The following is a 22,965-nucleotide window of genomic DNA, read 5'->3' as shown; positions in this document are numbered from 1 at the left end:
CGCCATGAATACCGCCCGCACCACGACCCGCAGGGCCTCGGGATGGGCAGTCGAGCCCCCCGAGGACGGGGCCGGTCCCGGCGTCGCGCTGGGCGGCCGGCCCCGGACGATCCGCTTCCCGCCCTTCTGGCACGCGTGGTTTGCGCGTCAGACCGAGCCGCGGCTCGCCGCCCTCGACGAGCTGGTCGACGCGCATGTCGAGCGCCGGGCGCTGCGCCGCTACCTGCGGCGGCTGAAGCACGCGATGGTGTTCGCCTTCGTCGCCGCGGCGGCGGCCGCGCACTGGTTCTCCGATCAGGTCGCGTGGCTCGCCGCGCATGTCCCGGCCCTGCGGGCCCTCTGGAAGCTGCTGACGGGAGCGTGAGATGCGTCTGCGCTGGGACAGGGTTCTCGACCGGGCCTGGCTCGCCCTGGCCGCCACCGCGGCGGTGACGGTCGCCGTCCACGAGGGCGGTGCGGTCGGCCGGCGCGCCTGGACGCTCGGGTCCGGCGGCGGCGCGCTGGCCGCGCCGGCGGGACCCGGCGGGGTCAACCCGCCGGCCCGCGCCGCCCTGGCCTGCGGGCCCGCCCCGGCTCCGTCGCCATGACAGCGGTCGACGCGCCTGTGCGAAGCGGCCCGCGGCGTGGAACCGGGCGCCGCCTCGGCCGTCATGTCGGCACGATGCCGTCCGCCGCCAGATCAACCGCGAAGGGAATGTCCGGACCGACGCCGACAACCGCCGGGGTTGACGCACGGCTACGTATTCAGGACGCATTCAGTGCCCTGGGCGCACATCGTTCGCCAATGCGCTACGCCATCGCCCTCGTCGCCATCAGCCTGACCGCCGCGGCCCTCGCCGCGGGCGGGTTCGGCTCCATGGCGGATGACGGGCCGGCCCCCCAGACGGGCGCCGTATCCAGCCAGGCGCCGCTGCGCATCGAGAGCTGCCTGTCCCCCGCCGACCTGCGCGAGGAGGTCGGCGAGCGGCGGGTGATCCCGCCCGTGGCGGCGATCCGCGCGGCCCGCACGGTGATCCCCCGGGCCGAGATCCAGCGGGCGAGCCTCTGCCGTCACGAGGGCGGCCTCGTCTATATGCTCACCGCCTTGCGCCGGGACGGGCATTTCGTGCACGTGATCGTGGATGCGCGCACCGGCACCGTGGCGGGACAGTATTGAGCGGGCGCCGCAACCGTGTCGGAGGGGAGTAAGCCGTGCGACTGCTCGTCGTCGAGGATGACAAGGACATCAACCGGCAGGTCGTGGCCGCGCTGGAGGAGGCCGGCTACGTGGCCGACAAGGCCTATGACGGCGAGGAGGGCGGCTATCTCGGCGAGAGCGAGCCCTACGACGCCATCATCCTCGACATGGGCCTGCCCAAGGCCGACGGCGTCACGGTGCTCCAGAAGTGGCGCCGGGCCGGCGTGAAGACGCCGGTGATCATCCTCACCGCCCGGGACCGCTGGTCCGACAAGGTCGACGGTTTCGATGCCGGTGCCGACGACTACGTCACCAAGCCCTTCCACATGGAGGAGCTGATGGCCCGCGTCCGGGCGCTGCTGCGCCGCGCCGCCGGACACGCCACCAGCCAGATCGCCTGTGGGCCGGTCACCCTCGACACACGCTCCGGCAAGGTCTTCGTCGACGGCGCCCAGGTGAAGCTGACGAGCCACGAGTACCGGCTGCTCTCCTACCTGATGCACCATACCGGCCGGGTCGTGTCCCGGGCCGAACTCACCGAGCACCTCTACGATCAGGATTTCGACCGTGACTCGAACACGATCGAGGTGTTCGTGGGCCGCCTGCGCAAGAAGCTCGCGGTGGACCTGATCCAGACCGTGCGCGGCCTCGGCTATCTCGTGGATCCCAACCAGCCGCCGGCGCGGATGTGAGCGCTGCCGCACGTTCCGGCACGCTGCCGGCCGTCTTCATGCGCGGCGGCACCAGCAAGGCGCTGATGCTGCACCGCCGGGACGTGCCGGGAGATCTCGCCGCCCGGGAGCCGGTCTTCCTCTCCACCATGGACAGTCCCGACCCGTTCGGGCGGCAGCCCAACGGCCTGGGCGGGGGCGTCTCGTCGGTGTCGAAGACCTGTGTGGTGGAGCGCTCCGCGCGGCCGGATGCCGACATCGACGACACCTTGTTGCAGGTCGTGGTCGGCGACGGCTGGCGGGTCGCGCGCGGCGCGTTCGTCCGCACGGCGCGCCCGCTGATGCGGGGCACCGTGTTCGACGATGCGCCGCCGCCCGTCTGAGCGACCGACGCATCCCATGATCGACCTCATCGGCCTCTTCTCCCTGCGCCGCCGCTCCATCGCGGTGCGGCTCGCCGTGTCGGCGTTCCTGTCGAGCTCCGCGATCCTGCTGATCGCGGCCTGGATCCTTACGACCCTCTATCGCGAGAACACCGAGCGCTCCTTCGACAGCCGGCTCCTCGTCTTCGCCAACAACCTCGCCACCGATCTCGTCTCGCCCAACGATCCCGAGAGCCGGACCTTCTCGCTGGGCGATCCGCGCTTCGACCTGCCCCTGTCCGGCTGGTACTGGCAGGTCGGCAAGCCTGACGCGAAGCCGCGGGACGTGCGCACCTCCCGCTCGCTGGTCGGCGTGCCGCTGCCGGCGGCCACCGATTCGGACGGCAAGGCCGGCGTCGGCCAGATCCGCCAGGGCTACGGCAAGGGGCAGGACGGGCGCCTCCTGCGCATCATGGAGCGCGACGTCGATCTCGGCGAGGAGGGCCGCTACACGGTCCGGGTCGCGGGTCCCGCCGACGAGATCGTCAACGACGTCGACCGGTTCCGCAATTCGCTGACCATCACCTTCGGCCTGCTGGGCCTGTCGCTGGCGATCACAACCCTGCTGCAGATCCGGTTCGGCCTCGCGCCGCTCAAGAAGATGCGTGCGGCGCTGGGCGCCGTGCGCCGGGGCGAGGCCGACCGCATCACCGGCACCTATCCCCGCGACATCGCGCCGCTCACCGGCGAGGTGAACCTCCTGATCGAGACCAACCGGGAGATCCTGGAGCGCGCCCGCACCCAGGTCGGCAACCTCGCCCACGCCTTGAAGACGCCGCTCTCGATCATCGTCAACGAGGTCGGCGCCTCCGATGCCCCCGAGGAGCTGACGCACAAGATCCGCGAGCAGGCTGCGGTGATGCGCGATCAGGTCAATTACCATCTGGACCGGGCGCGGGCCGCGGCGCTCGCCGGCACGCTCGGCACCTCGACCGAGGTGGAGCCGGCGCTGGCCGGCCTCGTGCGCACCTTCGGGAAGATCTACCGGGACAAGGATATCGCCTACGACGTCCACGTGCCTCCCGGCCTGCGCTTCCGCGGCGAGCGCCAGGACTTCGAGGAGATGGTCGGCAACCTCGTCGACAACGCGTCGAAATGGGCCCACGGCCGGGTGGCGATCCGGGCCGAGGCGGTCGACAAGGACGATTATCCCCACCTCGTCGTCGCCATCGAGGATGACGGCCCCGGCCTGCCGCCGGAGGCCCGCCAGGCCGTGCTCGGCCGGGGGCGGCGCCTCGACGAATCGAAGCCCGGATCCGGCCTCGGCCTGTCGATCGTGGCCGACCTCGCCGCCCTGTACCGGGGGCGGTTCACCCTGGAGGAGGGAGCGCTCGGCGGCCTGCGGGCGGTGCTGGAGGTGCCGGGCGACCTGCCCGTCGGCACCGCGACCCACTGAGGCCGTCCGCGAGTTCCGCGAGGGGGCGGTGTGAGGCCGACGCGGCCTCATGGCCCAGCCCAGGCCCTTGTCATCGTGGGAGAGTTGCGTGACACCGTGCCGCCGTCGGGAGGCGTCGTGGCATCACGCTGCCGGCTCCACAGGGCGTGGGGAGGGGCGGGCCGGTCCGGCTCGTTGGCGGAAAGGTCCATGACGGCGATCTGGTTCATTCTGGCGGCCATGACCGCGGCGACCGTTCTCGGCCTGCTCTGGCCGATGTCGCGGCGCGCCGCCGTGCCGACCGGCGAGGCGGGCGGGAGCGGGCTCGCCACCGAGACCGCGTTCTACGAGGATCAGATCGCCGAGATCGACCGCGACCTCGAACGCGGCCTGATCGCTCCGGACGAGGCCGAGACCGCCAAGGCCGAGGCGGCCCGCCGACTGCTCCGGGCAAGCCGCGAGGCGCAGCGCGAGGCCGAGGATGCCGGCCTCGTCGAGGCCGCGCGCCCGGCCGAGCCGCGCCTGCGCCGGCGGCGGGCGGCCTCGGCCTTCGCGCTCTCCACCATTCCCCTCGTGGCGCTGATCGCCTACGGCCTCTACGGCTCGCCCGAACTGCCCGCCCAGACGGAAGCCGACCGGCAGGCCACCCGCGGCGGGGCCGACGAACTCATGAAGGCGGTGGGGCAGATCGAGGCGCGCCTCGCCCGGGACCCGAACGACGCCCGCGGCTGGGCGGTGCTCGCCCCGGTCTACATGCGCACCGGCCGCTTCGACGATGCCGCCCGCGCCTACGCCAACATCGCGCGCCTGAAGGGCGAGACCGCCGACACCCTCGCCGATCAAGCCGAAGCCCTCACGGCGGCCGGCGACGGCACCGTCTCGCCCGAGGCCAAGGCCCTGTTCGAGAAGGCCCAGGCCAAGGAGCCGAACGCCCCGAAGCCGCGCTTCTATCTGGCCCGGGCGGCCGAGCAGGCCGGCGATACCGGTGAGGCAATCCGCCAGCTCACCGAACTCGAGGCCAGCAGCCCGCCGACCGCCCCCTGGCTCGGAATCGTCAAGCAGAGCCTCGCCCGCCTCAAGGGCGAGCCGCCGCCGCCCCCGACGACGCCCCAGGCCGCCCCGAAGATCCCGGCCGAGCAGCAGGCGGCGATCCGCGGCATGGTCGACGGTCTCGATGCCCGCCTCAAGGCCGGCGGCGGCACCTCCGACGAATGGCTGAGGCTCGTCCGGTCGCGGGTGGTCCTCGGCGAGCCCGATCAGGCGGCCGCCGCCCTGGCCCGGGCCCGGACCGCCCTCGCGGGTGACCCGCAGGGGCTCGCCCAGGTGGAGCAGGGCGCCCGCGCCGTGGGACTCGGCGCGGAGGGCGCGGCGCCCGGGCCCGCCGGGTCGGGTGAGGCCGGCCCGACCGCGCAGGCCGAGAAGGAGGCCGCGATGGCGGCGGTGCGCGCCATGCCGCAGGCGGAGCAGCAGGCGGCGATTCGCAGCATGGTCGAGGGGCTCGACCGGCGCCTCGCCGCGCGGGGCGGCACGCCGGACGAGTGGATGCGCCTCGTGCGCTCCTACAGCGCGCTTGGCGAGCGCGACCAGGCCGTGAAGGCCCTCGACCGCGCCCGGATGGCGCTGGCCGCCAACAGCGACGCGGTGGCGCGGCTCGACGGACTCGCCCGGGAGCTGGACCTCGCCGCCAAGCCGAATCCCTGACAAGCCCGATCCGCGACACCGCGAAATCGTGAGGCCGCCTGCGCGGGACGGGGCCCGTACGACAATCGGTCCTGATGCCCGCCCTTGACCCGCGGGCGCCTGGAGCCGACACCCTCAAGACTAGAATGAGAACGGTTCCGGTCGGGGCGGGTCTCCGCGCGCCGGACCGCGGGGTGGAAGTATCGTGACGCGTAAGAAACGCCGCCTGATCCTGATCGCCGCCTGCGGCAGCGTGCTGGCGCTCGCCGTGGGGCTGATCCTGTACGCCATGAGCGGCTCGATCGTGTTCTTCCGCTCGCCCACCGACATCGCCCAGCAGGCCATCGCCCCGGGTACGCGCCTGCGGCTCGGCGGTCTGGTGAAGGACGGCTCGCTCAGGCGCGGCCCGGACCAGACGGTCGATTTCGCCGTCACCGACACGAACGCCACCGTCGCGGTCCACTACAAGGGGCTGTTGCCGGACCTGTTCCGGGAAGGGCAGGGCGTGGTCGCCGAGGGGGTCCTGGAGCCCGGCGGAGAGTTCCGCGCCGACACGGTGCTCGCCAAGCACGACGAATCCTACATGCCCCGCGAGGTGGCCGACGCGCTGAAGGCGCAGGGGCGCTGGCAGGAGGGGGGGCCGAACAAGGCGGCCCCGGCGCCGAAACCCGCTACGGCGGCGGCGGACAGCACCCTCGGCCCCCGCAGCGAGCGGTGAGGGAACCCGCATGATCGTCGAGACCGGTCACTTCGCCCTCGCGCTCGCGCTGGCGATCTCCCTCGTCCAGATGGTGATGCCGATCTGGGCGGCACGTTCGGGCGATCCGGCCCTGCGCCAGACCGCTTCGCAGGCGGCGCTCGGCGCCTTCGCCTGCGTGCTGTTCGCCTTCGCGGCGCTCACCTGGGCGCACGTCACCTCCGATTTCTCGGTCCAGAACGTCGTCGAGAATTCGCACACGCAGAAGCCGCTGATCTACAAGCTCTCCGGCGTCTGGGGGAACCACGAGGGCTCGATGCTCCTCTGGGTGCTGATCCTCACGCTGTTCGGCGCCTGCGTGGCCGCCGCCAAGAACGCGGTGCCGCCGCGGCTGCGGGCCAACACCCTGGGCGTGCAGGGGCTGATCACCTTCGTGTTCGTGCTGTTCATCATCACGACCTCGAACCCGTTCACCCGCGTGATCCCGGCGCCGCTCGAGGGCAACGACCTCAACCCGCTGCTGCAGGATCCCGGCCTCGCGATCCATCCGCCGCTCCTCTATGTCGGCTATGTCGGCTTCTCGATCAGCTTCGCCTTCGCGGTGGCCGCGCTGATCGACGGGCGGATCGACGCCGTCTGGGCGCGGGCGGTGCGACCCTGGACGCTGACCGCGTGGTGCTTCCTGACCCTCGGAATCGCGATGGGCTCCTATTGGGCCTATTACGAACTCGGCTGGGGCGGCTGGTGGTTCTGGGATCCGGTCGAGAACGCCTCGCTGATGCCGTGGATCGCCGGCACGGCGCTGCTCCACTCCACGGTGGTGATGGAGAAGCGCGACGCCCTGAAGGTCTGGACGGTGCTGCTCGCCATCCTGACCTTCTCGCTCTCGCTGATCGGCACCTTCCTGGTCCGCTCCGGGGTCATCACCTCGGTGCATTCCTTCGCCACCGACCCGACCCGCGGCGTCTTCATCCTGGCGATCCTGGTGCTGTTCATCGGCGGCTCGCTGACGCTGTTCGCGTGGCGCGCGCCGCTGCTCCGGCAGGGCGGCTTGTTCGCGCCGATCTCCCGCGAGGGCTCGCTCGTCCTCAACAACCTCTTCCTGGTGGCGGCCTGCGCCACCGTGCTGGTCGGCACCCTCTACCCGCTGGTGCTGGAGATGCTGACCGGCGAGAAGATCACGGTCGGGCCGCCCTTCTTCAATTCCACCTTCGTGCCGCTCGCGATCCCGCTGCTGCTGATCGTGCCCGTGGGGCAGGCACTGGCCTGGAAGCGCGGCGACGTGCTCGCCGCCGCCCAGCGCCTCTTCGCCGCGCTGGCGGTGGCCCTGGTCGTCGGCTTCGTGGTCCTGGCCCTCACCTGGGGCGGCCCGGTCCTGGCGCCGGTGGGGATCGGCCTCGGCGCCTATCTGCTGATCGGCTCCGCCCTGGAGATCGTCACCCGCGCCCGGGGCTACGGGGCGAGCCGAGCCCGCTCGCTCGGCCAGATCGGGCGCCGCGCCTTCGGCCTGCCGCGCTCGGCCTGGGGCACCGCCATCGCCCATGCCGGGGTCGGCGTGGTGGTGCTGGGCATCGCCGCGCAGGGCTGGGCCACCGAGGGCTTGGCGACCCTCAAGCCCGGCCAGACCCTGGCGACGGGGCCCTACACGGCCACCCTGGACCGGGTCGCGCCGCGCAAGGGACCGAACTACGAGGAGGCCGCCGCCTACCTGACGATCCGCACCCGCGCCGGCGACGAGGTGGGCCAGGTCGAGACCGGCAAGCGCTTCTACCCGAGCCGCAAGATGGCGGTGACGGAGTCCGGGCTGCTGACGATCGGCGCCAGCCAGGTCTATGCGAGCCTCGGCGAGATCGGGCAGGACGGTGGTGTCGGCCTGCGCCTCTACTACAAGCCGCTGGTCCTGCTGATCTGGCTCGGGGCGGTGGTGATGGCGGTCGGCGGCGGCCTGTCTCTGACGGACCGGCGGATGCGCGTGGGCGTCCCCGCCAAGGCGAAGGCGCGGCCGCTCCCCGTCGCGGTGCCGGCCGAATGATGGCGCGCCGCTCCCTCCGACCGGCCCTGGCGGCGCTGGCCCTGCTGGCGTCGCTTCCCGCCCACGCGGTCCAGCCCGACGAGGTGCTGAAGGATCCCACCCTGGAGCACCGCGCCCGGGAGATCTCGGCCGAGCTGCGCTGTCTCGTCTGCCAGAACCAGTCGATCGACGATTCCGACGCGCCGCTCGCCAAGGACCTGCGCCTGATCGTGCGCGAGCGGCTGCAGAAGGGGGACAGCGACAAGGCGGTGCTCGACTACGTCGTGGCGCGCTACGGCGAGTTCGTGCTGCTGCGCCCGGTCTTCGCGCTGCACACCCTGCTGCTCTGGCTGACCCCGGTTCTGGCGGTGCTGCTGGGCGGCTTCGGCCTGTGGCGCCTCGCCCGCCGCCGGCCGCCCGCACCGGTCCGGACTCTGTCGGCCGCCGAGCAGGCGGAGGTCGCGGCGCTGCTGCGACGCGATTAGAATTGGGGGCGGTAGCGATTCGCCCGCCCCATTCGGCACGAGTCTTGGATCGGGCTTCGCAGACCGCATGATCGGCGACGCGCCCCGGGGCAGGACGATGACGGCCGCTACGCTCACCATCTCGAGCCGCAATTATTCCTCGTGGTCGCTGCGGGGCTGGCTGATCTGCCGAATGGCCGGTCTCGACTTCCAGACCGAGGTCCTGTCCGGCACGGATGCCACCAGCCGGGCGGAGCTGCTGCACCTGTCGCCGTCGTTCCTGGTGCCGCGCCTGCGCCACGGCGACGTGGTCGTCTGGGACACCCTGGCCATCGCCGAATACCTCGCCGAGACTTTTCCCGCGGCCGGTTTCCTTCCCGGCAACGCGGCGGAGCGCGCCCATTGCCGGTCCATCTCCGGCGAGATGCATTCCGGCTTCGTCAATCTCCGCTCGGCCCTGCCGATGAACCTGCGTGCCTTCCACCCTGACTTCCGGGTGTTCAACGGCGCGAAGGCCGACATCGAGCGTATCGTGACGATCTTCGACGATTGCCTGGACCGCTACGACGGGCCGTACCTGTTCGGAGCGCGACCGTGCCTGGCGGACGCCATGTATGCCCCGGTCTGCACCCGCTTCCGCACCTACGACGTCGCCCTGCCGCCCCGCGCCGCCGCCTACCGCGACACGATCCTGCACTGGCCGCTGATGGTGGAATGGGCGGAAGCCGCTGCCGACGAGCCGGACGAGATCGAAGAACTGGAGATGGAGTTCTGACGAGCCGCCTGCGTGGCCTCCGGCCTGCGCAGGTCGTCCCTGCGAGCGGGGCGCGCAGGCAACCCGGATGCCCTCGGTCGCTCCCTGTCGCCGCCGGACGAAGGCGACCCACGCGCCCTACGATCCAGGGTGACGGGACACGGGCCAGCGTCGCGGAGGTGCATGGCTCGCGCCGCTCGGAAAGGCAGAGGCGGACGATCGAGCAGATTCACCGTGTGGATGCAATTTATTGCAGGGCACAAACTCATGTTGCGCCGCACGCAGATGTGGTCCGTCACCACTCCGATACAAAAAATGAATTTCTGACAAAGAATTAGCCGGGATCGGCCGAGGCGCGGTCGGCCGGGTTACAGCTCGACAAACGTCCTTTGTCGAGCGACCGGACTGCGCGATTGAAGCCAACCGGCATTTCTGTTCCTCTTCGCATTAGAACAGGAACAGACTGGGCTGGAAACCATGGCGCGTCACGAGCCCTGGAGCGCGGAGCGCGCATCCGGGATCATCGCCGAACACACCCATCTCGAAGGGGCCACGCTGCCGATCCTGCACGCGCTGCAGGAGACGTTCGGCTACGTGGATTCCGGCGCCGTGCCGCTGATCGCGGACGCGCTGAACCTGTCGCGCGCCGAGGTGCACGGCTGCATCACCTTCTACCACGATTTCCGCGCCCACCCCGCCGGCCGCCACGAGGTGAAGCTGTGCCGGGCCGAGGCCTGCCAGGCCATGGGCTCCGACAAGCTCCATCGCGAGATCCTCGGCCGCCTCGGCTGCGGCTGGCACGAGACCACCGCCGACGGCAGCGCCACGGTGGAGCCGGTCTACTGCCTCGGCCTCTGCGCCAACGGTCCCGCCGCGCTGGTGGACGGTGAGCCCGTCGCGCACCTGACCGCCGACGCCCTCGAAGCTGCACTGACGGAGGTGCGCCAGTGAGCGTGACCCTCTACATTCCCCGCGATGCCGTCGCCCTCGGCCTCGGCGCCAACAAGGTCGCCCGCGCGCTGTTCGCCGGCGCCGAGCGCCGCGGTCTCGACGTCACCATCGTGCGCACCGGTTCCCGCGGCCTGTTCTGGCTGGAGCCGATGGTCGAGGTCGGCACGCCCGAGGGGCGCGTCGCCTACGGCCCGGTCAAGCTGGCGGATATCGACGCCCTTCTGGATGCCGGCCTCGCCACCGGCGGTGACCATCCCCTGCGCCTCGGTGATCCTGAAAAAATCCCCTACCTCGCCCGGCAGCAGCGGCTGACCTTCCACCGCTGCGGCGTGATCGATCCGGTCTCCGTGGACGATTACCGGGCCCATGGCGGCTATCGCGGCCTCGAGGCCGCGCTGAAGCTCGATGCCGAGGGCATCGTCGCGGCGGTGCGCGATTCCGGCCTGCGTGGCCGGGGTGGTGCCGGCTTCCCGGCCGGCATCAAGTGGAACACCGTGATGCTCGCCAAGGCGGACCAGAAGTATGTGGTCTGCAACGCCGACGAGGGCGATTCCGGCACCTTCGCCGACCGGATGATGATGGAGGGCGACCCCTTCAACCTCATCGAGGGCATGACCATCGCGGCCGTCGCGACTGGTGCCACCCGCGGTTACATCTACCTGCGCTCCGAGTACCCGCAGGCGTTTGCCACCCTGAAGGAGGCCATCGCCAACGGCGTGACCGCCGGCGTGCTCGGCGAGAACATCCTGGGCTCGGGCAAGACCTTCCACCTGGAAGTGCGCCTCGGCGCCGGTGCCTATATCTGCGGTGAGGAGACCTCGCTGCTGGAGAGCCTCGAGGGCAAGCGCGGCATCGTCCGCGCCAAGCCGCCGATCCCGGCGCTGAAGGGCTTCCTCGGCAAGCCGACGCTGGTCAACAACGTCATGACCTTCACGGCCGTGCCGTGGATCCTGGAGAACGGCGCCAAGGCCTACGCCGATTACGGCATGGGCCGCTCGCTCGGCACCCTGCCGATCCAGCTTGCCGGCAACATCAAGCACGGCGGCCTGATCGAGATGGCCTTCGGCATCACCCTCCGGCAGGTGATCGAGGATTTCGGCGGCGGCACCCGTTCGGGTCGGCCGGTCCGGGCCGTGCAGGTCGGCGGGCCGCTCGGGGCCTACTTCCCCGACCATCTCCTCGACACGCCCCTCGACTACGAGGCGATGGCGGCCAAGAAGGGCCTCGTCGGCCACGGCGGCATCGTGGTGTTCGACGACACCGTCGACATGGCCGCCCAGGCCCGCTTCGCCTTCGAGTTCTGCGCCACCGAGTCCTGCGGCAAGTGCACCCCCTGCCGCATCGGCGCCACCCGCGGCGTCGAGACCATGGACAAGGTCATCGCCGGCATCCGGCCGGATGCGAATCTCAAGCTGGTCGAGGACCTCTGCGAGGTCATGACCGACGGGTCGCTCTGCGCCATGGGCGGGCTCACCCCGATGCCCGTCATGAGCGCGATCACCCATTTCCCCGAGGATTTCAGGCGCGCCGGCGATCTGCCGGCCGCGGCCGAGTAAGGAGGCGTCGATGGGCCTGATCAAGGAGATCGACTACGGCACGCCGATCCGCGTGGCGGAGCAGACCGTCACGCTGACGATCGACGGCATGTCTGTGACGGTGCCGGCGGGCACCTCGGTGATGGCGGCGGCGATGCATGCCGGGACGCAGATCCCGAAGCTCTGCGCCACCGATAGCCTGGAGCCGTTCGGCTCCTGCCGCCTCTGCCTCGTGGAGATCGAGGGCCGGCGCGGCACCCCGGCCTCCTGCACGACCCCGGCCGAGAACGGCATGGTCGTCCACACGCAGAACGAGAAGCTCGCCAAGCTCCGCAAGGGCGTGATGGAGCTCTACATCTCCGATCATCCCCTGGACTGCCTGACCTGCGCGGCCAACGGCGATTGCGAGCTGCAGACGCAGGCCGGCGTCGTCGGCCTGCGGGACGTCCGCTACGGCTATGACGGCGACAACCACGTCAAGCCGAGCGCCGAGAAGTATCTGCCGAAGGACGAGTCGAACCCGTACTTCACCTACGACCCGTCGAAGTGCATCGTCTGCAACCGCTGCGTGCGCGCCTGCGAAGAGGTGCAGGGCACCTTCGCGCTGACCATCGCGGGCCGCGGCTTCGACAGCCGCGTGGCAGCCGGCCCGACCAACTTCTTCGAGTCGGAATGCGTCTCCTGCGGCGCCTGCGTGCAGGCCTGCCCGACCGCGACCCTTCAGGAGAAGTCGATCCACGAGTACGGCCAGCCCGAGCACGCCGAGGTGACGACCTGCGCCTATTGCGGCGTCGGCTGCTCGTTCAAGGCCGAGATGCAGGGCGAGCGCGTCGTCCGCATGGTCCCCTACAAGGGCGGCAAGGCCAATGAGGGCCATAGCTGCGTGAAGGGCCGCTTCGCCTACGGCTACGCCACCCACAAGGACCGCATCACCAAGCCGATGATCCGTGAGAAGATCACGGATCCGTGGCGCGAGGTCTCCTGGGAGGAGGCCATCGACCGGGCCGCGAGCGAGTTCAAGCGGATCCAGGCCAAGTACGGCAAGGATTCGGTCGGCGGCATCACCTCGTCGCGCTGCACCAACGAGGAAGCCTACCTCGTCCAGAAGCTCGTGCGCGCCGCCTTCGGCAACAACAACGTCGATACCTGCGCCCGCGTCTGCCACTCGCCGACCGGCTACGGTCTGATGTCGACGCTCGGCACCTCGGCCGGCACACAGGACTTCAAGTCGGTGGAGCATTCCGACGTGATCCTGGTGATCGGCGCCAACCCCACCGACGGCCATCCGGTCTTCGGCTCGCGGATGAAGAAGCGCCTGCGTCAGGGCGCCAAGCTGATCGTCGCCGATCCGCGCAAGATCGACCTCGTGAAGTCGCCCCACATCAAGGCCGATTATCACCTGCCGCTGAAGCCCGGCTCCAACGTCGCCTTCATCAACTCGCTGGCGCACGTGATCGTCACCGAGGGGCTGATCGACGAAGCCTATGTCCGCGAGCGCTGCGACCTCGCCGAGTTCGAGTCCTGGGCCCGGTTCATCGCCGATGAGCGGCACTCCCCGGAGAGCCAGCAGCCCTTCACCGGTCTCGACCCGGCGGAAGTCCGCGGGGCGGCCCGGCTCTACGCCAAGGGCGGTGCGGCCGGCATCTACTACGGTCTGGGCGTCACCGAGCACAGCCAGGGCTCGACCATGGTGATGGGCATGGCCAACATCGCCATGGCCACCGGCAACATCGGCAAGCTCGGCGCCGGCGTGAATCCGCTGCGCGGCCAGAACAACGTGCAGGGCTCCTGCGACATGGGCTCGTTCCCGCACGAGCTCACCGGCTACCGCCACGTCTCGGACGACGCCACCCGCGAGAGCTTCGAGGCCCTCTGGGGCGCCAAGCTCGACAACGCGCCGGGCCTGCGCATCACCAACATGCTCGACGAGGCCGTCGAGGGCTCGTTCAAGGGCATGTACATCCAGGGCGAGGACATCGCGCAGTCCGACCCGGACACGCACCACGTCACCTCGGGCCTGATGGCGATGGAGTGCATCGTCGTCCAGGATCTGTTCCTGAACGAGACCGCCAAATACGCCCACGTCTTCCTGCCGGGTGCCTCGTTCCTGGAGAAGGACGGCACCTTCACCAACGCCGAGCGCCGCATCTCGCGGGTCCGCAAGGTGATGGCCCCGATGGGCGGCTATGGCGACTGGGAGGGCACCGTGCTGCTCTCCAACGCGCTGGGCTACAAGATGGAGTACAGCCACCCGTCCGAGATCATGGACGAAATCGCCTCGCTCACCCCGAGCTTCACCGGCGTGTCCTACGCCAAGCTCGACGAGCTCGGCTCGGTGCAGTGGCCCTGCAACGAGAAGGCGCCGCTCGGGACGCCGATGATGCACGTGGACCGGTTCGTCCGTGGCAAGGGTCGGTTCATGATCACCGAGTTCGTGGCCACCGAGGAGCGGACGGGGGCGAAGTTCCCGCTGATCCTCACCACGGGCCGGATCCTCTCCCAGTACAATGTCGGCGCGCAGACCCGGCGCACCGAGAACTCGCGCTGGCACGAGGAGGACGTGCTGGAGATACACCCGTTCGACGCGGAGCTGCGCGGCATCGTCGACGGCGATCTCGTCGCCCTGGAGAGCCGCTCGGGCGACATCGCCCTCAAGGCCAAGATCTCCGAGCGGATGCAGCCGGGCGTGGTCTACACGACCTTCCACCACGCCAAGACCGGCGCCAACGTCATCACCACCGACTACTCGGACTGGGCGACCAATTGCCCCGAGTACAAGGTGACGGCGGTGCAGGTCCGGCGGACCAACCGGCCGTCCGACTGGCAGGCGAAGTTCTACGAGGAGGACTTCTCCCTGACCCGGATCGCCAATTCCCAGGGCACTGCGCTCGACGCGGCGGAGTAAGAGTATCCGATGAGTGCCGTGACGCAGGCGGACAAGCTCGTCCGCATGGCCAACCAGATCGCCACCTTCTTCCGGTCCTACCCGGAGGAGGAGGCGGTCGCTGGGGTCCAGAAGCACATCAAGGCGTTCTGGACGCCCAAGATGATCGCGCATCTCGAGGCCGCCCTCCCGGAGCAGGGCGACCGGGTCGACAGCTACGTGCGGCGGGCGTTGCAGGGCGGGGAGCCGGCGGCCGACAGCCCGGTGCGGCCCGCGACCCGGGATCCGCAGCTCGCGGGCGCGGGCGCCAGCGACGCGGGCTGACCGATCGGCACAGGTCGGAGGGGCTCGTGCTCTGACCCGGCCGGAGCCGAGCGGCGAAGGATCACGCGAAACGCCCCCCTCTTCCGACCGGGAGAGGGGGGCGTTTCGCGTCTGGCCTGTGCCGATGCGTGAAGGGGGGCTGGCGCTGACGAGGTGCGCCGACATCGGGCGCCTCTGAAGGGCGCCCGCGCCGTCATGCGATGGCCGCCCGATCTGGGCGGCCATCGCCCCGTCGGACCCGGCGACGTCGGTCGCCGGGCCTGCGGATGTCAGTTCTTGAGGGCGACCGTGAAGTCGGCCTCGGTCTTCTTGCGGATCTCGTCCTCGGTGACGCCGTCGGCGAGTTCGATCAGCGTCATGCCGCCGTCGCCCTTCTTGTCGATGGCGAACACGCCGAGATCGGTGATCACCAGATCGACCACCTGGGTTCCGGTGAGCGGCAGGTCGCAGGCCTTGAGCAGCTTCGGGCTCTCGGTGCCGTCCTTGTTCTTGGCGACGTGCTCCATCACCACGACCACGCGCTTCACCCCGGCCACGAGGTCCATGGCGCCGCCCATCCCCTTCACCATCTTGCCGGGAATCATCCAGTTGGCGAGGTCGCCGTTGCCGGCCACCTGCATGGCGCCGAGGATCGACAGGTTGATGTGCCCGCCGCGTATCATCCCGAAGGAATCCGCGGAGGAGAAGTAGCTCGTCGTCGGCAGGGCGGTGATCGTCTGCTTGCCGGCGTTGATCAGGTCCGGATCCTCCTCACCCTCGTAGGGGAAGGGGCCCATGCCCAGCATGCCGTTCTCCGACTGGAGCTGCACCGACATGCCCTCGGGGATGTAGTTCGACACCAGCGTCGGGATGCCGATGCCGAGGTTCACGTAGAAGCCGTCCTCCAGCTCCTTGGCGGCGCGCGCCGCCATCTGCTCGCGGGTCCAGGCCATCGTTCTCGCTCCCTTCCCGTCCGGTCAGTGCGTGCCGCCGCCGGCCGCGGCGGCCGGGGTCGCATCGTTGCGCGTGCGCGTCGTGCGCTGCTCGATGCGCTTGTCGCGCACGCCCACGTCGACGATGCGCTTCACGAAGATGCCGGGCGTGTGGATCGTGTCCGGATCGATCTCGCCCGGCTTCACGAGATGCTCGACCTGCGCCACCGTCATCTTGGCGGCGGTGGCCATCATCGGGTTGAAGTTGCGCGCGGTCATCCGGTAGCGCAGGTTCCCCTCGGTGTCGCCCGTATGGGCATGGACCAGGGCGAGGTCGGCGAACAGGCCGCGCTCCATGACGTAATGCTCGCCATCGAACTCGCGGACCTCCTTGCCCTCGGCGACCTTGGTGCCGACGCCGGTCTTGGTGAAGAAGGCCGGGATGCCGGCGCCGCCGGCGCGGATCCGCTCGGCGAGCGTGCCCTGCGGGTTGAACTCGATCTCCAACTCGCCACCGAGATACTGCCGGGCGAATTCCTTGTTCTCGCCCACGTAGGACGAGATCATCTTCCGGACCTGGCGGGTGTCCAGAAGCTTGCCGAGGCCGACCCCGTCGATGCCGGCATTGTTCGAGACGACGGTGAGACCCTTGACGCCCGAGAGGCGCACCGCCTCGATCAGCTCGTCCGGGATGCCGCAGAGGCCGAAGCCGCCGCACATCACCATCATGTCGTCGTGCAGGAGGCCGGCCAGGGCCGCGGCGGCATCCGTGTAGACCTTCTTCATCGAACCGTCCTTTTCCCGCCGGACCCGACCGGCCGAAATCTTGGGAAGTGCGTGTCCTCGCGCCTGCTCTCCCCGATTCCGCGCGTGAAATCCAGTGGTGCGCCGCACCGGTCCGCGCGGACGCGGGCGATCCGTAACCGGCACTGCGTTGGGGAGGGCAGGGCGGCCCTGCGCGGGCGCGGCAGACAAAGCCGGCCAAGGACGCTAAATTGCTCACTCGACGTGCAGACCCTGCCGGGCCGCGGCAGCCCGAGGGGCCGGCGCGGCGCCCGGCTTCCGGTTACAGCCGCCGCCCCTTCGGAGCATGATGTCGCTGCGCCGCCCGATCTTCGTCCTCGCTCTCGGGAGCCTGATCGCGGCCGGCCTCGGCCTGCGCGATTGGCCCCTGGAGGACGGCCGGGTCACGGCCTACGCGCGCCGCGCCTTCGACGCCTACGGCCTGGGCCTGACGCTGCAGGGCCCCGCGAGCGTCGCGGTGCTGCCTTGGCCGCGCCTGACCCTCGACCGCGTCCGGCTCGCCGCCGGTTCCGACGGACCGGTCCTGGCGGATGCGGGCCGCCTGACCCTCGACCTCGACCCGCTGAGCCTCCTCGGCGGGCGCGCGGCCGTGAGCGGGCTTCGCCTGGAGGGTGCGCGGCTGTCGGATGACCCCGCCGGCTGGGACGCCCCCCTCGCGCGCCTCGCCGAGCAGGCCCGGTTCGGCGGGACGGCCCGGCCACGCCGGATCGTCGTGCGCGACGCGCGCCTCGCCGCCGGCGACACGGCCCGGGACATCGACCTGGACATCGCGTGGCCGCTCTGGGGAAAGACCGCCGAGGGCCGCGCCAGCTTCACGTGGCGGGGCGTGCCGACCCGGATCACCCTGACCCACCTGCGTCCGGCCGAGCTGGCCCAGCGCCGCCGCAGCCCGTTCACCGCGGAGGTCACGTGGCCGGACGGCAGCCTCGCGGCGGACGGAACGGTGGCGCCGCCCGCGGAGGGGAACGCGCTGCCCGTCCTGTCCGGGCAGGTCCGGTTCGAGACGCGATCCCTGCCGGAGAGCCTGGCCTGGATCGGCCGTGATGTGCCGCTGGCGCCGCTCGCTGGCGCCTTCTCGATCGACGGCCGGTTCGAGACGGCGGAGCGGTCCATCTCGTGGCCGAGCCTGCGCATCGGCCTCGGTCAGAACGTGCTGGAAGGCGCCGGCGCCGTCGCCTTCGGACCCGGCAAGGCGCCGCGCCTCTCGGTGCAGGCGACCCTGGCGGCCGAGACCCTCGACTTCACGCCCCTCGTCGAGGATCTGACCCGGCTCCTCGATCCCGCCCCGGTATCCGTCGCCCTGGCGCCGCTCACGCAGGGCGACCTCGACCTCCGCCTGTCGGCGGCGGAGGGCCGCGCCGGCGCCGTTCGGGTGCAGGATCTGGCGGCGAGCATCCTGGTGCGGGATACCGCCCTTGAGGTCGCGGTGAACCGGGCCCGGATCCAGGACGGCACGTTCAAGGGGCGCGTGAACCTGACGAGCGGGACCGATCCGGCCGCGACGGAGCTGCGCACCCAGGGGAGCCTCGACCGCGTCGATCTCGGTGCGCTCCTCGGCGAGATCGGCGCGGCCCGCTGGGTGGTCGGGCCCGTCCAGGGGCATTTCGCCCTCGAATCCAGGGCGCGTGACACGGTCGGCCTCCTGGCGCATCTCGGCGGACGGGCCACGCTTGCCATGGATGGCGGCGCCATCGCGGGCCTCGATCTCGCCGACGTCGTCCACCGCAACGGTGCCGTGGCGTCCGGAGCTCTGGCGCGCCGGAACGGCCGGACCGCGTTCGAGCGGGCCGTGGTGACGCTGCGCTTCGTCGACGGTGTCGGCGAGATCGCCGAGTCGGGTCTTCTGGGGCCGAGTGTCGGCGCCACCCTTCACGGCCAGGTGTCGCTGCCGGAACGGCGACTCGACGCCAGGGGCGATCTCGTTCTGCGGCCGCCCGGCGATTCCGCCCGCGGGATCCTGTTCGCGGTGACGGGCCCCTTGAACGCGCTGACGGCTCAGACGGCCGCCCACAGCGAGCCGTCCGATCCGGCCGGCCGGATCGGGGATGCGATGCTGCCCGATCCTCTCAAATTGCCCGCCACCCTCGGCCTGCCCGGCAGTGTCCGTGCCTTCGCGCCGTGACGGTCGCGCGTTGGCGCCGGCCCCGGCCAAGCTCTAAGATCGGATCCCGATCGCCGTCATGATCCCCATGCGCCGCCTGCTCATCGAGGAACCCGTCACCCGCGCAGGGCCTCTGGCCCGGCGGCTCGCCGTGTTCTCCGTCATCGCCACCGGCATCGCCCTGATCTTGGTCCGGGACCCGCGTGCCGACACCGACGCGGCGCTCGCGGCCCTGGTGGCCGGGTTCGGGGTCGCGGTGCTCGCCGCGGCGGCTGCGGTCTTCGCCTTCGTGCGGGTCTGGCGCGAGGGGGCTCGCGGTCTCGGGGCCGCCCTCGCAGGGTTGATCCTCGCGCTGGCGGTCCTCGGCTATCCCGCTTTCCTGGGCTTGCGCAGCCTGCGGCTGCCGGCGCTGTCCGACATCACCACCGACATCGACAACCCACCCGCCTTCTCGCGCTCGCGGGCGGCCTTCGCGGCGCGCGGCGGCCGCTACCCGGCGGATCCCGGCCCCGCGATCCGCGAGCGCCAGCGCGGCGCCTATCCGCAGATCGCGCCCCTGACCCTCGATATCGGCGCCGACGAGGCCTTCGAACTCGCCCGGCAGGCGGCGCTGAAGCGGCACTGGCAGATCGTCGAGGCGATCCGGCCGGGGGGACGCACCGGGAACGGTCGGATCGAGGCCGTGGCCCGCGGTCTGATCCTCAACCTGCCCGGCGACGTCACCGTGCGCATCCGCCCCCGCGCGGACGGGGCGCGGATCGACGTGCGCTCGGCCTCGCGCCTCAGCGGCCGCGATTTCGGCAGCAACGCGGACCGGATCCGGGCCTATCTCGACGACGTCGCCAACCTCGCCCTCGCGGTGAAGTGACCCGTCGCGTCCCTCAGGCCGGCGCGTAGGTGCCGTCCAGCCGGGGGGCGCCGTCGCAGGTCGCGCGCCCGCGTCCGACAAGATCCTCAAGATGGGCGAAGACGGACAGCGCCGCGGCGCCGCGGAGACGGGGATCGAGCCCCTGGTAGATCGCCGCGACGATGTCGGCGATCCGCCTGTCGCCGGCCGCCAGCCGCGCGCGGATCGCCGCTTCGCGCTGGCGGCGGTGCCCGGCCAGCCCGCGCAGGAACCGGGCGGGCTCGCATACGGGGCCGCCATGGCCCGGCCAGTACACGGTCTCGTCGCGCCCGCGCAGCTTGTCGAGAGAGTCCATGTAGGCCCGCATCGCGCCGTCCGGCGGGGCCACGATCGTGGTCGACCACGCCATTACGTGGTCCCCCGAGAACAGCGCCTGCGCTTCCGGCAGCGCGAAGGCGAGATGGTTCATCGTGTGGCCGGGGGTCTCGACGGCCACGAGGGTCCAGCCTCGACCGGACACGGAATCGCCCTCCGCCATGATCCGCTCGGGAGCGTGAGCCCGGTCGGCGCTGGCGTCGAGCATCGGCGCTTCCGCCTCCGAGAGCGCGCGTGCGGCCCGGTGTGGCCCGCATCCGACGATCGGCGCGCCGGTGCGGGCAGCGAGGAGCCGCGCGCCCGGAGAATGATCACGGTGGGTGTGGGTGACCACGATGGCCTCCACACGCTCCCCAGCGAGGTCCTGAAGCAGCGCCTCGATATGCACCGGATCATCCGGGCCCGGATCGAGCACCGCGACGCGATCCTGGCCCACCACGTAGGTGCAGGTGCCGCTCGCCGTGAAGGGGCCGCCGTTCGGCGCGACCCGGCGGCGGATCAACGGGGCGACCGGCTCCAGCCGCCCGGCTGGGGGCATCGAACGATCAAAGGTCAGGCTGTTCTCGTCGGCGTCCGCCATCGCGATCCCATGCGATCGACACGGCGCTTCCTTGGACGGTTCGACGCCGCGTGGCAATCGGCCCGGAGACCGCGATCCGACGGTCCGGGCATTCCCCGCGCGTCCGGCAGGTTCCGATGTCGCAGACGCGCTCTGAGACCGGATGACCGCCCCTGCACCGGCCTCGCCCCCTGGAGGCGGCCGTCGGTCTGGGCGTGACGCTTACGGGCCAGGCCGCGACGAAGGACGTCAGCCCTGGCGGCGGGTCTGTCGAGCGCGCACGCGGACCGGTACGGGCGCCGGTGCCGGCAGGAGACCGAGCGCTGCCGCGCGCAAGGCATCGCCGGTTCTATCGACGAGATCGGCGAGGCGCACCGCCAGCGCGGCGGCCTTCGATCGAACGGCACTCTTGGCAGATTGCAGCATCGCAAATCCCGGATCGAGCCTGGAGACCTCTCTTCGAACGCTAGCGCCCCTGTCTCGTTCCGTCACCCCTTGACGCGGACAGCGCACGAACCCCCCGCTCCCCAGGGGACTTCGCGATCGGGGCGGAACCGGAGCGAAACCTTGGCGTTTTCGTGTTCAGAACGACGCGGCCCGCCCGCGTTGAGACTTTCGAAGGATCTGAACGATGCTCGGTTGGGCCGTAACTTTTCTCGTCGTCGCCCTCGTGGCCGCTCTGCTTGGCTTCGGCGGCATCGCCGGCACGGCGATGGAAGCTGCCAAGCTGGTATTCTTCGTGGCCATCGTCCTCTTTGCGATCTCGGCGGTCGTGGGACTGATGCGGGGCCGCTCGCCGACACTTTGAGGAACGACCGGAGACGCCGGCCCCGATCCCGGGCCGGCGCACGGCGCGATGAAAAGCCGCCGCCCCGTGCGGCGGCTTTTTCCGTCGTGTCGGTCCGCATACTGGGCTCGAGACGGTTCCGTCTGGCCGAGGCGGGGGTATCGGGATGGGCGTCCGCTGGATCCGGGGTCGAGGGCTCCCGACCGTCAGGCTTTGCGGTCGGCGCTGTCCAGCTTCGCGATCAGTTCGGCAAAGCGGTCGGGCACCGGTTGCTGCGTGACCGTGTCGTACATCGCGCGCAGCTGCGTCGCGATACGATTGCGGGTCTGGTCGCTCAGGCCATTCTTGGTCCGGTGGCCGGTGGTCTGGTCAGGGGTGTCGAAAGGTTGCTGATCGACGGCGCCGTCCTGGCCCTCCGACGAGCGATTCGAGACAGTCTCGGCATGCGAATAGCGCGCGCGAAGACCTCCCTCCTTTCCCTGGTCCACCATCAATAGGCCCCTTGTTGCCGAAGTCGGCTCGGCCGCATTGTGCTGCGGCTCGACATACGCCATGGCTGCGGCGGCAACGCCTGCCCGCCGGGATCGGTTCCGCCGGGGGGTGGAACGGAGTGCGGGCCTCCGCGTTGGGCGGTAGGCTGCGCAGGACACAAGCCGGCCCCGGCAGGACTTCGGTAAAGGACCGAGGCGTTCGCGGCCGGGCAACACGGCGAGGCACAGGGGATCGAATGTCGACATCGCAACTCGTGGTACAGCACCTGCCGTACCTGCGCCGCTACGCGCGGGCGCTCACGGGTAGCCAAGTGGCGGGCGACGCGTATGTCGCTGCCACCCTGGAGACCCTCGTCAACGAACCGGACACGCTCGGCCGGAGCACCAACATCAAGGCCGATCTGTTCCGCGTCTTCACGCGGATCTGGAACTCGCTCTCGGTGAACGGCCGCAGCGAGCAGGTTCAGCACGATCTCCCGGCGGAAGTCCGTCTCGGCCAGATCACGCCGCTGCCGCGGCAGGCGTTCCTGCTCTCCTGCCTCGAAGGCTTCTCCGAGGAAGATGCGGCCATCATCCTGGGCGTCGACGTCTCCGAGGTCCGTGACCTCGTGGACGAGGCCGGCCGCGAGCTTGCCGCCGACATGGCGACCGAGATCCTCATCATCGAGGACGAGCCGCTGATCGCGATGGATCTCGAGGCCCTCGTGGAGGGTCTGGGCCACAACGTCATCGGCGTCGCCCGCACCCGCACCGAGGCGATCAAGATCGCCGGCGAGGGTAAGCGTCCCGGCCTGATCCTGGCGGACATCCAGCTCGCCGACGGCTCCTCGGGTCTCGATGCCGTGAACGATCTCCTGAAGACCTTCGAGGTCCCGGTGATCTTCATCACGGCCTATCCGGAGCGGTTCCTCACCGGCGAGCGTCCCGAGCCCGCCTTCCTCATCGCAAAGCCCTTCCAGCCGGCGAATGTCTCGGCGGTGATCAGCCAGGCGCTGTTCTTCCAGCAGACGGCCCGTCGGCGCGAAGCCAAGACGGCCTGAGACGACAGCCTGAGACGACGGCTTGAGCCGGGCTCGGCGGTTCTCGCCGGGCTGAACCGGTCCCAGGCCGCCTCCGAGCCTCGATGACGACGAAAACCCCGGCTT

Annotated in this window: 24 protein-coding genes; 19 read left to right on the top strand and 5 right to left on the bottom strand. The window is 70.7% G+C overall.

All coding sequences use genetic code 11. The features are described 5' to 3' along the window. Nucleotides 1–4: 4 nt before the first annotated feature. From ABIC70_RS01710 to ABIC70_RS01640, 15 genes are all read left to right on the top strand, one after another. The gene (locus ABIC70_RS01710; protein WP_354438699.1) at nt 5–364 is read left to right on the top strand and encodes a hypothetical protein; all 360 of its coding nucleotides are present in this window, start codon (nt 5–7) and stop codon (nt 362–364) included. A gap of 1 nt (nt 365) precedes the next feature. Beyond that, nucleotides 366–587 (top strand): hypothetical protein, encoded by a 222-nt coding sequence (locus ABIC70_RS01705; protein ID WP_043354856.1) that lies wholly within the window; start codon nt 366–368, stop codon nt 585–587. Nucleotides 588–784: 197 nt separating this feature from the next. Next, nucleotides 785–1,156: a PepSY domain-containing protein gene (locus ABIC70_RS01700; protein WP_043354854.1), complete on the top strand. Its 372-nt coding sequence runs from the start codon at nt 785–787 to the stop codon at nt 1,154–1,156. Between the two features lie 35 nt (nt 1,157–1,191). Next, nucleotides 1,192–1,869: a response regulator transcription factor gene (locus ABIC70_RS01695; protein ID WP_012321897.1), complete on the top strand. Its 678-nt coding sequence runs from the start codon at nt 1,192–1,194 to the stop codon at nt 1,867–1,869. Beyond that, the gene (locus tag ABIC70_RS01690) at nt 1,866–2,231 is read left to right on the top strand and encodes a PrpF domain-containing protein (RefSeq protein ID WP_354438698.1); all 366 of its coding nucleotides are present in this window, start codon (nt 1,866–1,868) and stop codon (nt 2,229–2,231) included. Before ABIC70_RS01695 ends, ABIC70_RS01690 begins: the two co-directional genes overlap by 4 nt. Nucleotides 2,232–2,247: 16 nt before the next feature. Further along, entirely contained in the window at nt 2,248–3,666 is a 1,419-nt protein-coding gene (locus ABIC70_RS01685; RefSeq protein ID WP_043349505.1) for an ATP-binding protein, read from the top strand. 189 nt (nt 3,667–3,855) lie between these two features. Continuing rightward, nucleotides 3,856–5,346 (top strand): c-type cytochrome biogenesis protein CcmI, encoded by a 1,491-nt coding sequence (ccmI, locus tag ABIC70_RS01680; RefSeq protein ID WP_043760134.1) that lies wholly within the window; start codon nt 3,856–3,858, stop codon nt 5,344–5,346. 184 nt (nt 5,347–5,530) lie between these two features. Beyond that, nucleotides 5,531–6,043 carry a cytochrome c maturation protein CcmE gene (gene ccmE, locus ABIC70_RS01675; protein ID WP_043388080.1) on the top strand — a complete coding sequence of 171 codons (513 nt, stop codon included), beginning with the start codon at nt 5,531–5,533 and terminating at the stop codon, nt 6,041–6,043. A gap of 10 nt (nt 6,044–6,053) precedes the next feature. Continuing rightward, nucleotides 6,054–8,054 carry a heme lyase CcmF/NrfE family subunit gene (locus tag ABIC70_RS01670; RefSeq protein ID WP_354438695.1) on the top strand — a complete coding sequence of 667 codons (2,001 nt, stop codon included), beginning with the start codon at nt 6,054–6,056 and terminating at the stop codon, nt 8,052–8,054. After that, nucleotides 8,054–8,518: a cytochrome c-type biogenesis protein gene (locus tag ABIC70_RS01665; protein ID WP_043388082.1), complete on the top strand. Its 465-nt coding sequence runs from the start codon at nt 8,054–8,056 to the stop codon at nt 8,516–8,518. The genes ABIC70_RS01670 and ABIC70_RS01665 overlap by 1 nt, the downstream gene beginning before the upstream one ends. 97 nt (nt 8,519–8,615) lie before the next feature. Further along, entirely contained in the window at nt 8,616–9,272 is a 657-nt protein-coding gene (locus ABIC70_RS01660) for a glutathione S-transferase family protein (protein ID WP_043349495.1), read from the top strand. A gap of 456 nt (nt 9,273–9,728) precedes the next feature. Then, nucleotides 9,729–10,202 carry a formate dehydrogenase subunit gamma gene (locus ABIC70_RS01655; protein ID WP_010684574.1) on the top strand — a complete coding sequence of 158 codons (474 nt, stop codon included), beginning with the start codon at nt 9,729–9,731 and terminating at the stop codon, nt 10,200–10,202. Beyond that, nucleotides 10,199–11,758, top strand: a complete 1,560-nt coding sequence (locus ABIC70_RS01650) for a formate dehydrogenase beta subunit (RefSeq protein WP_043760140.1) — start codon at nt 10,199–10,201, stop codon at nt 11,756–11,758. Before ABIC70_RS01655 ends, ABIC70_RS01650 begins: the two co-directional genes overlap by 4 nt. Before the next feature lie 10 nt (nt 11,759–11,768). Then, nucleotides 11,769–14,642: a formate dehydrogenase subunit alpha gene (fdhF, locus tag ABIC70_RS01645; protein WP_043349489.1), complete on the top strand. Its 2,874-nt coding sequence runs from the start codon at nt 11,769–11,771 to the stop codon at nt 14,640–14,642. 9 nt (nt 14,643–14,651) lie between these two features. Beyond that, nucleotides 14,652–14,945, top strand: coding sequence for a formate dehydrogenase subunit delta (locus tag ABIC70_RS01640; RefSeq protein ID WP_053609232.1), 294 nt, complete (start codon nt 14,652–14,654; stop codon nt 14,943–14,945). 269 nt (nt 14,946–15,214) lie between these two features. Here ABIC70_RS01640 and ABIC70_RS01635 read toward each other — a convergent pair whose 3' ends face one another. Then, nucleotides 15,215–15,877, bottom strand: a complete 663-nt coding sequence (locus ABIC70_RS01635) for a 3-oxoacid CoA-transferase subunit B (protein WP_043349486.1) — start codon at nt 15,875–15,877, stop codon at nt 15,215–15,217. 24 nt (nt 15,878–15,901) lie between these two features. Beyond that, nucleotides 15,902–16,642 carry a CoA transferase subunit A gene (locus ABIC70_RS01630; protein ID WP_053609231.1) on the bottom strand — a complete coding sequence of 247 codons (741 nt, stop codon included), beginning with the start codon at nt 16,640–16,642 and terminating at the stop codon, nt 15,902–15,904. A gap of 307 nt (nt 16,643–16,949) precedes the next feature. Here ABIC70_RS01630 and ABIC70_RS01625 point away from each other — a divergent pair, with 307 nt between their 5' ends. Both ABIC70_RS01625 and ABIC70_RS01620 read left to right on the top strand, forming a co-directional pair. Continuing rightward, on the top strand, nt 16,950–18,782 hold the full coding sequence (locus tag ABIC70_RS01625) for an AsmA family protein (protein WP_354438692.1): 1,833 nt from the start codon (nt 16,950–16,952) through the stop codon (nt 18,780–18,782). Between the two features lie 67 nt (nt 18,783–18,849). After that, complete coding sequence (locus ABIC70_RS01620; protein ID WP_043349473.1) at nt 18,850–19,629, top strand: DUF1499 domain-containing protein; 780 nt, start codon at nt 18,850–18,852, stop codon at nt 19,627–19,629. Between the two features lie 13 nt (nt 19,630–19,642). On the opposite strand, the gene ABIC70_RS01615 is transcribed toward ABIC70_RS01620, so the two are convergent. Next, nucleotides 19,643–20,563, bottom strand: a complete 921-nt coding sequence (locus tag ABIC70_RS01615) for an MBL fold metallo-hydrolase (protein WP_043386003.1) — start codon at nt 20,561–20,563, stop codon at nt 19,643–19,645. 228 nt (nt 20,564–20,791) lie between these two features. Continuing rightward, the gene (locus tag ABIC70_RS01610; RefSeq protein ID WP_164706346.1) at nt 20,792–20,968 is read right to left on the bottom strand and encodes a hypothetical protein; all 177 of its coding nucleotides are present in this window, start codon (nt 20,966–20,968) and stop codon (nt 20,792–20,794) included. 205 nt (nt 20,969–21,173) lie between these two features. Here ABIC70_RS01610 and ABIC70_RS01605 point away from each other — a divergent pair, with 205 nt between their 5' ends. Continuing rightward, nucleotides 21,174–21,350 carry a DUF1328 domain-containing protein gene (locus ABIC70_RS01605; protein WP_007568853.1) on the top strand — a complete coding sequence of 59 codons (177 nt, stop codon included), beginning with the start codon at nt 21,174–21,176 and terminating at the stop codon, nt 21,348–21,350. Nucleotides 21,351–21,535: 185 nt separating this feature from the next. On the opposite strand, the gene ABIC70_RS01600 is transcribed toward ABIC70_RS01605, so the two are convergent. Beyond that, nucleotides 21,536–21,883, bottom strand: a complete 348-nt coding sequence (locus tag ABIC70_RS01600) for a NepR family anti-sigma factor (RefSeq protein ID WP_236952776.1) — start codon at nt 21,881–21,883, stop codon at nt 21,536–21,538. Nucleotides 21,884–22,056: 173 nt separating this feature from the next. On the opposite strand from ABIC70_RS01600, the gene ABIC70_RS01595 reads away from it, so the two are divergent. Further along, nucleotides 22,057–22,860: a response regulator gene (locus ABIC70_RS01595; protein WP_043349459.1), complete on the top strand. Its 804-nt coding sequence runs from the start codon at nt 22,057–22,059 to the stop codon at nt 22,858–22,860. Nucleotides 22,861–22,965 lie beyond the last annotated feature (105 nt).

The sequence above is a fragment of the Methylobacterium sp. 1973 genome (assembly GCF_040545035.1).
In the GTDB taxonomy this organism is placed as follows: Bacteria; Pseudomonadota; Alphaproteobacteria; order Rhizobiales; family Beijerinckiaceae; genus Methylobacterium; species Methylobacterium fujisawaense.
Note: the sequence above shows the minus strand (reverse complement) of the source record. Positions and strands in the feature narration are given on the sequence as shown.

What these genes read in the sequence shown, in the direction of transcription:
- ABIC70_RS01605 (WP_007568853.1), top strand. Translation starts at nt 21,174, where the DNA reads ATGCTCGGTTGGGCCGTAACTTTTCTCGTCGTCGCCCTCGTGGCCGCT.
- ABIC70_RS01685 (WP_043349505.1), top strand. Translation starts at nt 2,248, where the DNA reads ATGATCGACCTCATCGGCCTCTTCTCCCTGCGCCGCCGCTCCATCGCG.
- ABIC70_RS01640 (WP_053609232.1), top strand. Translation starts at nt 14,652, where the DNA reads ATGAGTGCCGTGACGCAGGCGGACAAGCTCGTCCGCATGGCCAACCAG.
- ABIC70_RS01620 (WP_043349473.1), top strand. Translation starts at nt 18,850, where the DNA reads ATGCGCCGCCTGCTCATCGAGGAACCCGTCACCCGCGCAGGGCCTCTG.
- ABIC70_RS01630 (WP_053609231.1), bottom strand. Translation starts at nt 16,642, where the DNA reads ATGAAGAAGGTCTACACGGATGCCGCCGCGGCCCTGGCCGGCCTCCTG.
- ABIC70_RS01710 (WP_354438699.1), top strand. Translation starts at nt 5, where the DNA reads ATGAATACCGCCCGCACCACGACCCGCAGGGCCTCGGGATGGGCAGTC.
- ABIC70_RS01705 (WP_043354856.1), top strand. Translation starts at nt 366, where the DNA reads ATGCGTCTGCGCTGGGACAGGGTTCTCGACCGGGCCTGGCTCGCCCTG.
- ABIC70_RS01700 (WP_043354854.1), top strand. Translation starts at nt 785, where the DNA reads ATGCGCTACGCCATCGCCCTCGTCGCCATCAGCCTGACCGCCGCGGCC.
- ccmI (WP_043760134.1), top strand. Translation starts at nt 3,856, where the DNA reads ATGACGGCGATCTGGTTCATTCTGGCGGCCATGACCGCGGCGACCGTT.
- ABIC70_RS01670 (WP_354438695.1), top strand. Translation starts at nt 6,054, where the DNA reads ATGATCGTCGAGACCGGTCACTTCGCCCTCGCGCTCGCGCTGGCGATC.
- fdhF (WP_043349489.1), top strand. Translation starts at nt 11,769, where the DNA reads ATGGGCCTGATCAAGGAGATCGACTACGGCACGCCGATCCGCGTGGCG.
- ABIC70_RS01600 (WP_236952776.1), bottom strand. Translation starts at nt 21,883, where the DNA reads ATGGCGTATGTCGAGCCGCAGCACAATGCGGCCGAGCCGACTTCGGCA.
- ABIC70_RS01610 (WP_164706346.1), bottom strand. Translation starts at nt 20,968, where the DNA reads ATGCTGCAATCTGCCAAGAGTGCCGTTCGATCGAAGGCCGCCGCGCTG.
- ABIC70_RS01635 (WP_043349486.1), bottom strand. Translation starts at nt 15,877, where the DNA reads ATGGCCTGGACCCGCGAGCAGATGGCGGCGCGCGCCGCCAAGGAGCTG.
- ABIC70_RS01655 (WP_010684574.1), top strand. Translation starts at nt 9,729, where the DNA reads ATGGCGCGTCACGAGCCCTGGAGCGCGGAGCGCGCATCCGGGATCATC.
- ABIC70_RS01660 (WP_043349495.1), top strand. Translation starts at nt 8,616, where the DNA reads ATGACGGCCGCTACGCTCACCATCTCGAGCCGCAATTATTCCTCGTGG.
- ABIC70_RS01595 (WP_043349459.1), top strand. Translation starts at nt 22,057, where the DNA reads ATGTCGACATCGCAACTCGTGGTACAGCACCTGCCGTACCTGCGCCGC.
- ABIC70_RS01615 (WP_043386003.1), bottom strand. Translation starts at nt 20,563, where the DNA reads ATGGCGGACGCCGACGAGAACAGCCTGACCTTTGATCGTTCGATGCCC.
- ABIC70_RS01625 (WP_354438692.1), top strand. Translation starts at nt 16,950, where the DNA reads ATGTCGCTGCGCCGCCCGATCTTCGTCCTCGCTCTCGGGAGCCTGATC.
- ABIC70_RS01665 (WP_043388082.1), top strand. Translation starts at nt 8,054, where the DNA reads ATGGCGCGCCGCTCCCTCCGACCGGCCCTGGCGGCGCTGGCCCTGCTG.